Source organism: Isoptericola sp. NPDC056134 (assembly GCF_042264825.1).
GTDB lineage: Bacteria > Actinomycetota > Actinomycetes > Actinomycetales > Cellulomonadaceae > Isoptericola > Isoptericola nanjingensis.
On record NZ_JBHJVM010000001.1, the window covers coordinates 423,358 to 435,973 of the forward strand.

General features: G+C 75.2%; 9 protein-coding genes. 4 read left to right on the forward strand and 5 right to left on the reverse strand.

The window, feature by feature from the left end:
* Positions 1-190: 190 nt before the first annotated feature.
* Positions 191-1,123, forward strand: a complete 933-nt coding sequence (locus tag ACFCZN_RS01870; protein WP_430555628.1) for an ornithine cyclodeaminase family protein — start codon at positions 191-193, stop codon at positions 1,121-1,123.
* 15 nt (positions 1,124-1,138) lie between these two features.
* Here the strand turns inward: ACFCZN_RS01870 and ACFCZN_RS01875 are convergent, their stop codons facing one another.
* Both ACFCZN_RS01875 and ACFCZN_RS01880 read right to left on the reverse strand, forming a co-directional pair.
* Positions 1,139-1,951, reverse strand: coding sequence for an alpha/beta hydrolase fold domain-containing protein (locus tag ACFCZN_RS01875; RefSeq protein ID WP_430555629.1), 813 nt, complete (start codon positions 1,949-1,951; stop codon positions 1,139-1,141).
* A 960-nt stretch (positions 1,952-2,911) separates the two neighbouring features.
* Positions 2,912-6,277 carry a DUF5979 domain-containing protein gene (locus tag ACFCZN_RS01880; RefSeq protein WP_430555630.1) on the reverse strand — a complete coding sequence of 1,122 codons (3,366 nt, stop codon included), beginning with the start codon at positions 6,275-6,277 and terminating at the stop codon, positions 2,912-2,914.
* Positions 6,278-6,472: 195 nt separating this feature from the next.
* On the opposite strand from ACFCZN_RS01880, the gene ACFCZN_RS01885 reads away from it, so the two are divergent.
* A complete protein-coding gene (locus tag ACFCZN_RS01885; protein ID WP_430555631.1) occupies positions 6,473-7,444 on the forward strand; it encodes a diguanylate cyclase domain-containing protein in 972 nt (323 codons plus the stop codon).
* A gap of 347 nt (positions 7,445-7,791) precedes the next feature.
* Here ACFCZN_RS01885 and ACFCZN_RS01890 read toward each other — a convergent pair whose 3' ends face one another.
* Positions 7,792-8,715: an SDR family oxidoreductase gene (locus ACFCZN_RS01890; RefSeq protein ID WP_430555632.1), complete on the reverse strand. Its 924-nt coding sequence runs from the start codon at positions 8,713-8,715 to the stop codon at positions 7,792-7,794.
* Between the two features lie 80 nt (positions 8,716-8,795).
* Between ACFCZN_RS01890 and ACFCZN_RS01895 the strand changes: the two genes are divergently transcribed.
* On the forward strand, positions 8,796-9,308 hold the full coding sequence (locus ACFCZN_RS01895; RefSeq protein WP_430555689.1) for a low molecular weight protein-tyrosine-phosphatase: 513 nt from the start codon (positions 8,796-8,798) through the stop codon (positions 9,306-9,308).
* A gap of 157 nt (positions 9,309-9,465) precedes the next feature.
* Positions 9,466-10,011 (forward strand): GNAT family N-acetyltransferase, encoded by a 546-nt coding sequence (locus ACFCZN_RS01900; protein WP_430555633.1) that lies wholly within the window; start codon positions 9,466-9,468, stop codon positions 10,009-10,011.
* On the opposite strand, the gene ACFCZN_RS01905 is transcribed toward ACFCZN_RS01900, so the two are convergent.
* Entirely contained in the window at positions 9,944-11,113 is a 1,170-nt protein-coding gene (locus tag ACFCZN_RS01905; RefSeq protein ID WP_430555634.1) for an alpha/beta hydrolase, read from the reverse strand. The two genes, ACFCZN_RS01900 and ACFCZN_RS01905, sit on opposite strands and share 68 nt — an antisense overlap.
* A gap of 57 nt (positions 11,114-11,170) precedes the next feature.
* Positions 11,171-12,601: a gluconate:H+ symporter gene (locus ACFCZN_RS01910; protein WP_429762776.1), complete on the reverse strand. Its 1,431-nt coding sequence runs from the start codon at positions 12,599-12,601 to the stop codon at positions 11,171-11,173.
* Positions 12,602-12,616 lie beyond the last annotated feature (15 nt).

Below are 12,616 nucleotides of genomic sequence, written 5' to 3' on the forward strand. Positions count from 1 at the left end.
TTGCGGATGACATCCCCCTCCCCGGGCGTCCCCCCCGGACCTCCCTCCCCTTCCCCCCCCCCTCCTCCTCCCGCCCCCCCCCCCCGCTGGCCCCCCCGGCCCGTGCTGCGGGCGTCCGGCCTGCGCATCCCCGCGGCGGCCCCGTGGCATCCTGGCCCCGTCCGTGACGTCGAGGGCCAGGAGACAGCAGATGAGCGCCGGGACGGGGCTGCCGTTCGTCACGGGCGACGAGGTCCGCCGCCGGATCGGGCCCGACGACGCCCGCCGGCTGGTCGAGCGGGCGCTGGCCGACGGGTTCGACCCGGCCGACGACCCGGCACGGTCGTCGGTGGCCGTCGGCGCGGGGCACCTGCTGCTCATGCCGTCGGTGCTCGGCGACTGGGCCGGGGTGAAGATCGCGTCCGTGGCCCCGGACAACCCGGCCCGCGGCCTGCCGCGCATCCAGGCGACCTACCTGCTGCTCGACGCCGCCACGCTCACCCCGCGGCTGCAGATCGACGGTTCGGCGCTCACCGAGCTGCGCACGCCCGCGACCTCGGCGGTCGCGGTCGACCACCTCGCCGCGGCGGACGCGCGGCGCCTGGTCGTCGTCGGCACCGGACCGCAGGCGGTGGAGCACGCGGTGGCGATGGCGGCGGTCCGCGACCTCGACGACGTCGCGCTCGTCGGCCGCGACCCGGGGCGCCTGGCGGCGGCCGTCGAGGCGCTGGTCGCGCGTGGCCTGCCGGCCCGCGCGGGAGGCACGGCCGACGTCGCCGACGCCGACCTCGTGGTGTGCGCGACGTCGGCGGGCGCGCCGCTCTTCGACGGCGCCCTGGTGCGCGACGGCGCGTGCGTCGTGGCCATCGGCTCGCACGAGCCCGACCGTCGCGAGCTCGACGCCGGGCTCATGGGGCGGGCGCTCGTGGTCGTCGAGGACCGTGCGACCGCGATGCGCGAGTGCGGCGACGTGGTCCTCGCCGTCCACGAGGGCGCCCTGCGCGTCGACGACCTCGTGCCGCTCGCCGACGTCGTGCGCGGCCACGCCCGGGCCACGGACCGGCCGAACGTCTTCAAGGGCTCCGGCATGTCGTGGCAGGACCTCGCCGTCGCGGTCGGCGTCGCGGAGACGGACGAGGCCTGAGCCGGCGGGCGGCGCTCAGGCGAGGCGGAAGAACGCCGCCGCCTCGGTGAGCACCGTGCCGGCGCGCTCGGTGCCGACGAACCCGTGCTCGGCGCCGGGCAGCTCGACCAGCCGGCAGGGCACGCCGTCGCGGCGGCAGGCGTCCGCGAGCTCCCGCGCCTCGGGGCGCAGCGAGTCCAGCTCTCCCACGGCCACCAGCGTGGGCGGCAGCCCGCGCGCGGAGCGCTGCAGGCGCGGCGCGTCAGCGGGCTCGACGCCGGTCCACGCGCGCATCGCGTACGTGGACAGCTCGCGGCCCGGCCCGCCCGGCAGGTCGTCGTCGTAGGTCTCGAGCGACAGGTCGAGGTTGGGGTTCGTGAGCAGCAGGCCGGCCAGCGGGTGCGCGGTGCGCGCGGCGGCGAGGACGGCGACGGCGCCGCCCGCGGAGTCGCCGTCGAGGTAGAGGCGGTCGAAGCCGTCGCCGGCGAGCAGGTCGAGCGCGGCCAGCGCGTCCACGACGGCGTCGTCGAGCCTCGCCTCCGGCGCGAGCCGGTAGTCGACGGCGAGCACGACGACGCCGAGCGCCTCGGCGGCCCGGCGGCACCAGCCGTCCTGCAGCTCGAGGTCGCCGAACAGCCCGTACCCGCCGTGCAGGAAGACCATCGCGGCGCCGGGGCGACGGCGGTCGGGCGTGTAGCGGCGCAGCGCGACGCCGTCGGTCGCGAGGTCCGTCACCGCACCCGCGAACGGCCGCCGCGGGCGGGCGACGGCGCGCTCGTGGGCGCCGCGCCGGAGCGCCGCGACGTCGGGCAGGCCCGCGGAGCCAGGATCCGCAGGGCCGGGGGTCATGGGACGATCCGTAGCTCGGCCATGTCGACCACCTTCTCGTAGCCGAGCCGCTCGTACAGCGCGTTGGACACCGGGTTCTCCAGGTCGGTGAACAGGCAGACGCGGTTCCCCGAGTCCTGCAGCCGAGCCGACGCGTGCGCGACCAGCGCCCCGCGAATCCGCGCCCGCGGTGCTCGGCCGGGGTGAAGACCGGACCCAGCCGGGCGACGTCGAGCGCAGGGCCGACGTGGCCGACCAGCGACACCGGCGCGCCGTCCACCTCCCACCACCAGAGCTTCCCCGCCCGGACCCGCCGCTCGACGGTGTCCCGCGGCGGCGGTGGGATCCGGGGTGGCCCAGTCCGGCCCGCCTGCGCGTCGGCGTCTGTCACGAAGTCCGCGAACCAGGAGCAGGCCAGGTCGAGCTCGTAGTGCCGCACCGGCCGAGGCGCACCGGCGGGCGGCGACGTCGGCGGGGCGAGCGTGCCCAGCTCGAACAGCCGCGTCGGCCGCGCGACGGCGACGCGACCACCCGTGCGCGCGGCGACCCGGTCGAGGAACGCGCGCGCCGGCGCCTGGGCGCCGTTCGTCGCGGTGACCACCTCGCCGCGGTCCACGAGGAGGTCGGCCAGGGCCTGTGCCGTCCGCCGGTCGGCGACCAGGACGTGCGCCTGGTGCGGCGGCGCCGGCGCGGTCCGCATCGCGACACCGACGACGGCGCCGTCGACGTCGTGCGCGACGGCGAACCAGCACGGGTGGTCCGGCCGTGGCTCGCCGGCCGCGGCGCGAGTCGCGAGCCGGTGGGCGGTGTTCGCCACGATCGTCGCCCGCACCGGGTCGGCGGCGAGCAGGTCGCCGACGTCGTCGAGGAATGCCTGCGGGTCCTCGGTGAGCTCCCACCTCGGGAGCCCACCTGCCCCGGGAGTCGGGTCGGCCATCCGCGCAGGCTAGCGCTTCGGCCGGCCCTCGTCCCCCGGCGAGGTCAGGCCCGGAGCGTGCGCGCCACGAGCCGGACGGCGATGCCGAGGAGCAGCAGCCCGAGTGCCAGCAGCGGGAGCGTGCCGCCGCCGAACCCCGTCTCCGGCAGCTGGCCACCCGGCGTCGTCGGGCGGGCCGTGTTCGTCAGCGTGACGGCGTTGAGCCGCTCGTCGTTCGCGTGGATCACCACCCAGCCGTCGTCGTCGGGCTCGAGCGTCTGCCCGTTGATCGCCCAGCGCGGCGCGGCCCACGTGCTGCCGTCGACGGCGGGCGGGTCGGCCTCGCGGATCTCGACCGTGGTGCCCAGCGGGACGTCGTCCGCCACGAACGGGTCGCCGAGCACGAGGTCGCCCTCCTGGACGGGGCCGTCGTCCACGCGGTACTCGACCGGGAAGCGGGTGCCGTCGGGCAGGTCCGCGCCCTCGACCAGCTTCTCCACCCGCAGGGTCGTGATGGGGACGGCCGAGTTCGTCACCGTGAAGGCCGTGGTGCCGGTGCCCTCGTCGATCGTCACGCTGCTGCCCGGGGACCAGGTCGGGACGGCCCAGGTCCAGCCGTCGGGCAGCATCGCGTCGGAGGGCGGGTCCTCGGTGACGTGCACCGTCGTCCCCACCGGGAACTCGCGGTCCGGGCCGACGGCGGAACCGTCGGCCGGCACGGTGAGCACCCCCTCGTCGGTGCTGCCGTCGGGCAGGGTGGCGGTCCACGGCACGGCGAACCCGTCGCCGCTCACGTCGCCCGGGTCGGCGCCCTCGAGGGCCTTCGAGACCTCGAACGTGCCGTGCTCCACCGTGGCGGAGTTGGTGACGACGACCTCGGCGGTCTCACCATCACCCACCGTGATCTCTGCCGGCGTGATCGTGGGCTCGCCCCAGTCCCAGCCGGGGAGGTCGGGCAGGTCCGCCTCGTCGAAGGTGACCGTAGTGCCGACGGGGAAGTCGAGCGGGTCGCCGTCGGCGTCCGTCGGGGCCACCGGCTCGCCGTCCGGGGCGAGGGTGGTGGAGCCGCTGGTCGTGGTGCCGTCGACATAGGTCGCCGTCCACCCCACCGTGAACCCCGTGCCCTCGGGCACGTCCTCGGCCTGCGGACCGTCGAGCGTCTTGGACAGCTCGAACGTGCCGGTCGCCACCTGCCCGACGTTGGACACCTCGAGCGCGACGGTCTCGTCACCCGTCAGCTCGATCGGGTAGAAGCCGTCCTCGTCCGGGTCGGTGAGCGGCTCCCCGTTCACGGTGAGCACCGGGTCCTCCCACGTGATGCCGTCGTCGCCCGTCGGCTCGGGCTCCTGCACCCACACCGTGCTGCCGGCGGGGATGGGCTCGCCGTCGAGCAGGGTGTCGATCGTGATGGGGTCGCCGACGGCGATCTCCCGCTGCCGGGCCTCGCGCGGACCGCCCGGCGGGTCGAACGTGTAGGCGATCGAGAACTGCGGTTCCGGGTCGACCGGCGCGTCCAGGTCGAGCACCTTGACGACGCTGAACGACGCCGTCCCCGACTCGGGCACCAGCAGGTTCGCGAGATCGACCGTGACGGCCTCGCCACCGCGCTCGATGGTGAACTCCTGCCCCGGGCTCCACGTGGGGTCGCCCCAGTCGTAGCCGTCCGGCGCCGCGCCGGCGTCGACCTCCACGAGGCGGATCACGGTGCCCACCGGGAAGGTCACCGGGTCCCCCTGGTCGTCCACCGGGCCCTGCGGCGTAAAGGTGCCGTCCGCGCCTGCCACCAGCTCGATGGTGCCGGAGGCCGTGCCCACGCCACCCCCGGGGAACTCCGCCTCCCACCAGACCGTGATGGTGGTGCCCTCGGGCACCGTCGGCGGGTCCTCGGTGCCGTCCGACGCGGTCTTGGCGACCTCGAAGGTGCCGGTCGTGCGCTCCGCGGTGTTCGTCACCGTCGCGGCCACGACGCCGTCGCCGTCCGCGGTGATGGTCACCGGGTTCGGGGCCACGGACGGCGCCCCCCACTCCCAGCCAGGTACGGCGTCCGGCGTCTGCTCCTCGAACGTGATCACGGTGCCGACAGGGAAGGTCTGGGGGGTGCCGTCCACCGCCGTCGGGCGCACGGGCGAGCCGTCGGCGGGCAGCTCGAGCGTCCCGGTGCCGAGCACCTCGCCGTCGGGCGACGTGGCGGTCCAGTCCACGGCGAAGGTGGTGCCCTCCGGCAGGTCGCCCGCGGTGATGCCGTCGAGCTCCTTGTCCACCTCGAACGTGCCCCGCGGCTCGCCGCACGGGATCGTGCTCGCGAACAGGAACGAGTGCACCTCGCCGCCCAGCAGGGTGACGTCCCGCCCCATGACCTGGCCGTCGAGGGGCGCGGCGTCGACCGTGACGTCGGCGAACGGCGCGAAGATCGAGCCGTCGATGCGGCTGCCGGTGTTCTCGACCGTCACGTCCCCCGTCACCGCCGACAGGTCCCACAGGATGTACGGGGAGAACTGGCCCTGCGGGTCGACGCGCAGGCCGTGCACGTCGGTGGTGCCCGCGGGCACGCGGATGATCAGGGGGTTCGCCTGGCCGGGGGTGGGGCTGCCCGCCGAGAACTGGAGCAGGCTCGCACCCGCGACGTCCTCGTACGCGACCACGTTGGGCCGGTCGGCCGCGAGCGGGGCGAGCACCTTGCGGTCGCCGTCGTCCTCCGCGACCGTCACGTGGTGCGCGTCCTGGCTGTCGGGGTCCGCCATCGCCGCGAGGCACTGCGCGCTCTCCTCGGTGGTCGCGTCCTGGTTCGCCTGCACGTACCCGGCGACGACGTCCTGGGTGCCGCCCGTCTGTGCCGTGAAGATGGACGTGTTGCCGCCCGTCGGGGGCTCCGCGTCGGCGGGGTAGGTCTGCGCCGTCGCGTCGATGAGCGGCGGTGCCGACCCCGGCTGCGAGACGCGCACCCAGCTCTCCCCGCGCGCCGACGTCTCGAAGGGCCCGAGGTCGCGGTCCACCATCTTCAGCGTGCCGACGTTGTCGGGCGTGGTCGCGCCCCGGCTCGTGATGTTGACCTCGCCGACGTTCCGCGTCGTGTCGGGGTCGAAGCGCCCGATCAGCAGGCGGTTCGGGTCGCCGTCGACGGTGGGGATGGTGTAGTCGGCGGTGCCGGCGGCGACGTGGATCACGGCCCACTGCTCGGCCGTCGTCCGCGCGAAGTTCCGGCCCGCGGCCAACGAGCCCTCGAGCTCCTGGTTGCCGGCGAAGGCGTCGCGCTGCGCGTAGACGGTGTAGCCGCCGGCGGACGTGAACGGGTTGACGTCGCCCTCGGCCGCGGCCGCCGGCGGTGCCGTCGCCGTCTGCGCTCCGAGGCCCACCAGCCCACCCAGCGCGAGCGCGGCGGCCAGCAGGCCGCTCGTCGTCCTGCGCCCGACCGCCGTGCTCGTCCTTCGCATGTGTCGCCCCCGAGACATCACAGACATCGCGTACCCTCGCGACACTCTAGGGACGGGCGATCGTGGGCGCTGCGTGGTCGCGCTCCCAAGTTTCGGGGCCGCTTCCGAGGCCCCGGCTGAACGGCCGGCGAACGCTCGGCGAACATCTCCGCGGAGCGCCTCTGACCGGGTCACCGGGTGGCCATACTTCCGCTTGTGCACGACGAGATCGCCCGCCTGGCCCGCCACGTCGCCCCCCGCCGGACGGCGCGCGTGGCGTCGGTCGCGGCGCTGGCGCAGCCGGTGCTGGTGGTGGGTTCCATGCTGCCCGTCGGGCAGCTCGAGGTCATCTTCCGGCGTCCGGAGGTGGGATCGGTCGCGGTGCAGGACGACACGGAGCCCGCCCGCACCGGCATCGTCACGCGGGCCGGCCTCACGGCGGCGCTCACCGGGCGCCTCGGGTACGGGCGCGCGGTCCTGGAGCGGCGCCCGACCGGGGCGGTCGCGGACTGGTCGCCCCTCGTCGTCGAGCCCGGCACGGCGCTGACGGACGTCGCGACGCTCGCGATGGCCCGCACCGCGGACCGGCGGTACGACGACGTCCTGGTGAGCGGGCCGTCGGGCTGGGGCGCGGCGAGCACGGCCGACGTGATGCGCGCCGTCGTCGCCGAGCTGGCCGAGCGTTCCACCCACGACCCGTTGACCCGCCTGCCGGGGCGCGCCGCCACCTGGTACGCGCTGCGGCACCGCTGCGCGCTCGTGCGCGGCGGAGCGAACCGTGTGGTGCTGGTGCTGCTCGACGTGCGGGGCATGGCGAGGCTCAACGCCGACCACGGGCAGGACACCGGGGACGCGGTGCTCGGGGAGCTCGCGGCGCGGATCGGGGCGGCGCTGCCCGCCGGCTGCGAGGCGGGTCGTGTGGAGGGCGACGGCTTCGCCGTCCTGGCGACGTTGCCGGCGATGGACGACATCCAGGCCGCGGCCTCCGCGGACGCCCTGCGGCAGCACCTGCTCGCGCAGGTCGCCGCGCCGTCCGGAGGGCTGGAGGGCGGGCTCGACGGCGTGGCGTGGCCGGCGCTGCACTCGGCCGCCGCGTGGTCGGTGGCCGGTGCCGCCGACACGGACCAGCTCGTCGTCCAGGCGGAGCGGCGCCTGCTGCGGGAGCGCCGCGCGGCGATGCTGGTCTGACGACCGCCCAGGACGACTCCTCCCCCGGACAGCAAAGAGCCCGCGGGCCGGAGGTCGAACCTCCTGCCGTGCTGGACGAGGGCACGGCACCCGCGGGATCCGGTGGTCGCGAGGAACTCGCTACCCGTCCCGTGCGCCGAACGGTCCGACGAATGATCAGGTCGTCAGGCCGACAGCGCGAAACGCTCAAGGGCGCACGCGACTAGCGCGCGACCACCTCATGGGTCCGAAGAGTCTTCACTTCTCCGATCACCTCCTTTCTCATGTGCCGACGACGCTACGCCCGCCCGGCGAGGGAGGCCAAGGGTTTTCCTCAGGGTGAACTCCGCAGCACGAGCCGACCGGGATCAGGCGCGCCGCAGGTGCGCCCACTCGCCCGGGTAGTCGTCGAGCCACTGGGCGAGCGAGCGCGCGGGCCGGCCGACGAGCCGGCCGACGTCGTCGGAGACGTGCGCCAGCTCGCCCGCGGCGATGGCGGTGTACGACGTGACCCACCCGTCGAGCTCGAACGGCTCCGCCCCGTACCCGGCCCGGGAGGCGTACGCCTCCTCCTCGGTCTCGGGGTGGTAGGTGACGTCGCGGCCGGCGGCGCGGCCGAGCGTCGCCGCGACCTCGTCGAGGGTGAGCGCCTGCGGCCCGGTGACCTCGTAGGTGGCGCCGTCGTGGCGGGCGGGCCGCTCGTCGAGGATGACGGCGGTCGCGACGTCCGCCACGTCGTCGTGCGACACGGCCGCCACGCGCCCGTCCGCCGCCGGGCCGCGGATCACGCCGTCGTGCCCGACGAACGTGCTCAGCGCGTGGAAGTAGAGGTTGTCGCGCAGCACCGTCCAGCGCAGCCCGGTGCGCGCGGCGACGTCGGCGAGGTGCTGCTCCGTGTGCCAGTGGTCGCGGGCGAACGTGAACACGGCGTCGGGCGCCGCGCCCGCGAACGACGTGTAGACCACCCGCTCGACGCCGGCCGCCGCGGCGGCGTCGATCGTCGCGACGTGCTGCGCGACGCGGTCGGGGGCCTCGCGCGCGCTCACCAGGAACACGGTGCGCACGCCGTCGAACGCGGCCCGCATCGCGTCGGCGTCGTGGAAGCCGTCGGCGACGGCGACCTCCGACACCGGCAGCGCCCGGCCGTCGCTGAGCCGCGGCGCGCGCGCCGGGTCCCGCACGACCAGCCGCTGCCGCGCGCCCTCCGCCGCGAGCCGGAACGCCAGTCGTGACCCGAGCCGCCCGCTCGCGCCGGTCACGGCGATCAGCCCGTCCGCCGCCCATCTCGCCATGCCTCACGGTAGGCACGGATCAGGGGCGGGGCTCGGCGAGAGGTGAGAATGGGCCGGTGACCGCCACCCCGTACCGCGTGATGACCGTCTGCACCGGCAACATCTGCCGCTCCCCCATGGCCGAGATCGTGCTGCGCGACCGGCTCGAGGCCGCCGGGCTCGGCGACCGCGTGGTCGTGGACTCCTCGGGCGTGAGCGACGAGGAGCACGGCAACCCCGTGGACGGCCGCGCGCGCCGCACGCTGGCCGCGCACGGCTACCCGACGGGCGACGGCCACCGCGCCCGCCAGGTCACCCCCGCGGACCTCGCCGACCACGACCTGGTCCTGCCCATGACCGCACAGCACGCGCGCCGCCTGCGCCGCCTCGCGGACGGCGCGGCGGGGTCCGCCGGCCTCGCCGAGATCCGCCTGTACCGGTCGTTCGACCCCGACGCCCCCGTCGTCGAGCCGGGCGGTGACGAGCACCTGCTCGACGTCGACGACCCCTGGTACGGCGACGAGTCCGGCTTCGAGACCACCCTGGCGGAGGTCGAGGCCGCCGCCGACGGCGTCGTCGCGCACGTCCGCGCGCGCGTCCTCGGCGCGTCCTGACGCGTGAGGTAGCAGGAGACCCTGACCACCTCGCGAGTCTCCGTACTACCTCGGTGGGTTCCGTACTACCTCGGCAGATCCTGCACTACCTCGGCGTGTCGGGTCCTGCCTCGCGGGGTGGCGGCCCTGCCGGGTCCCGAGGTGACAGGATCGGCTCATGACGACCCCGCCCGCCCTGCTCACCGTCCGTCGCGCCCGGGAGGACGAGTGGCGCGAGACCCGCGACCTGCGCCTGGCGGCGCTCCAGGACCCGGCGGCCCCGGTGGCGTTCCTCGAGACGCACGACGTCGCGGCCGCGCGGCCGGACACGTTCTGGCAGGAGCGGGCGCGCGGCAACGCGACGAGCGACGCGGTGGCGGCGTTCGTCGCCGTCGACGCCGACGGGCGCTGGGTCGGCACGACGACCGGCCTGGTCGAGGAGCCGGGCGCGACCGACGTCCTGGGCGGGCCGGTCACGCAGCGGCAGGTGCACCTGGTGGGCGTGTTCGTCCGGCCCGAGCACCGCGGCGCCGGCCTGCTGGCGCGGCTGTTCGACGGCGCCCAGGACTGGGCGCGGAACCGCGGCGTCGAGCGGGCGCGACTGTGCGTGCACGTCGACAACCCGCGCGCCCAGGCCGCCTACCGCAAGCTCGGGTTCACGCCATCGGGCGAGCGCTTCGTCCTCGAGCAGGGCGAGGAGGTCGAGCTGGTGCGGGCGCTGTGACCGCCCGCCGGGACGGGCGGCCGCGGCCGAAGGCGCGGCGCCACCAGGCGGCCACGCCCTGCGGTTCCGGCTCGGCCGCCGGCGCCGCGGCGGGCACGTAGGCGCCGACCCAGCGGGAGATCTCGCGCCAGACGACGTCGCGGACGGCGGGGGCGGAGAGCGTGACGTCGTGCATGGCGCCGTCGATGCGCACCAGCGTGACGAGGCTGCCCAGTGCGGGCACCCGGCGCGCGACGCCGCCCACCTCGAGCACGGAGTCGGTGGTCATCATCTCGGGGCTCCACCGCACGGGCGCCGTCGAGCGGGCGGACAGCAGCACCAGCACCGGGACGTCGATGCCGAGCCCGCGGGACACGCGCTCCTGCCCCTGGAAGATCGCGGACAGCCACGCCGGGGTGGTGCGCCAGCCCGTGTCGGGCCGCCAGGCCGGGTCGATGTCCCACGCGCCGTCGAACCGCCGGGACACGCTGCGGGTGTAGAACCCGAGGTCCACGTTCACGAGGTGGCTGCGCGGCGCGAGCGCGGCCTGGGCGCGCAGGCCCGGCTCCAGCATCCACCGGCCCACGCTGCGGGTCTGGAACTCGAGCCACGGGCTGTTGAGCACCAGCGCGTCCGCGCGGCCCGGCCGGTGCGACACCCACAGGCTGAGCACCAGCCCGCCCGTCGAGTGGCCCATGAGCACCAGCCGTCGGCCCGACGATGGCTTCGGGCCGTGGCCGAGCACGGCCAGCGCGGCCTCGATGTCCTCGTCGTACGTCGCCAGCGCGGTGACGAAGCCCGGCGTCTGGTGCTCGCGCAGGCTGCGGCCGTACTTGCGCAGGTCGAGGGCGTAGAACCGCGCGCCCTGCCGCTCCCAGAACGCCGCGAGGTGGGTCTGGAAGAAGTAGTCCACCCAGCCGTGCACGTACAGGACGTCGATGCCCGCGTCCCGCCCGGTGTCGCCGGCGGGCAGGCCGGACGTCGCGACGCCGGGCTCGACGGCCCTCCGTACCAGCGTCGCGACGACGTCGCCCTCGAAGTCCGGCTCCAGCGGCAGGGTCAGCCGCTCGAAGCCGGGCAGCGCGTCGGGCTCCCACGCGCTGCTCGTGCCGGCCTGCTCCACGACCCGAAGGTAAGGAACTCGGCCCGCCCGCGCGACCGGGCCGTGCCGGACGACCGGCTACACCACGAGCCAGAGCAGCCAGGTGAAGACCAGTCCGAGGACGGCGATGATCGTCTCCATCACCGTCCAGGTCTTGAGCGTCTGACCGACGGTCATGCCGAAGTACTCCTTGACCAGCCAGAACCCGGCGTCGTTGACGTGCGACAGGATGAGCGAGCCCGCGCCGATGGCCAGCACGAGGAGCGCGAGGTGCGTCGGTGTCAGGCCCGTGGCGAGCGGCGCGACGATGCCCGACGCGGTGACGATCGCGACCGTCGCGGACCCGGTCGCGATGCGCACCAGCACGGCGATCAGCCAGCCGAGCAGCAGGATGGACAGGCTCATCGCGACGGCGGCCTTGCCGATGGCGATGCCCGTGCCGCCCTCGACCAGCACGGCCTTGAAGCCGCCGCCGGCACCGACGATCATCGTGGCGCTCGCGATGGGCTTGAGGCTCTCCGTCATCTTCGAGCCGAGCGTGCCGAGCGAGAACCCGACGCTGGTGCCGAACGTGATCATCGCGAGCAGGACGGCGATGAGCAGCGCCACCAGCGGCTCGCCGATGAACGACACGAACGGGTAGAACCACGAGTCCGGGCTGGCCCAGACCTCGACGCCCGCGCGCACCAGCATGAGGATCACCGGGCTGAGGATGGTCACCAGGGTGAGCACGAAGGTGGGGTTGCGGGTCTTGACCGTGCCCGGCTCCCCGGAGCCGCCCGCCTCCTCGGCGACGATGCCCCCGCCGCCGCCCTGCGCGCCGATCGGCACCAGCCTCGCGGCGAACCGGCCCCACACCGGGCCGGCGATGATCACTGTGGGCACGGCGATGAGCAGGCCGAGCGCCATGGTGATGCCGACGTCGGCGCCGAGGTTGCCGATGGCGGCCAGCGGCCCGGGGTGCGGCGGCACGAAGCCGTGCAGCACCGACAGCCCGGCCAGCGCCGGCATGGCCAGCAGCATCGCCGGCAGGCCCGAGCGCCGGACGGCCAGCATGATCACCGGGATCAGGAGGACGAGCCCGACCTCGAAGAACATCGGGATGCCGATGAGGAACGCGATGAGCGCCATCCGCCACGGCAGGCTCCCGGTGCTGCCGCGGAAGATCTTGTCGACGATCTCGTCCGCTCCCCCGGAGTCGGCGAGCAGCTTGCCGAGCATGGCGCCCAGCACCACCAGCACGCCCACGGTGCCCAGCACGTCCCCGACGCCGGTCTCGAACACCCCGGCGACGTCGCCGAGCGGGATGCCGGACCCGATCGCCACGAACAGCGACCCGATGGTCAGGGCCAGGAAGCCGTGCATCTTGAGCATCGTGATGAGGAGCACCACCACGGCGATGCCGATGGCGGTGACCACCAGCACCTGCGTGTCGTGCTCCGACCACGGCTGGTTGATCAGCGCGAGCGTGTCGTCGTCGTCCCCCGCGGCCTGCAGCAGCGCGTGCATCGGGTTCCTCCTGTC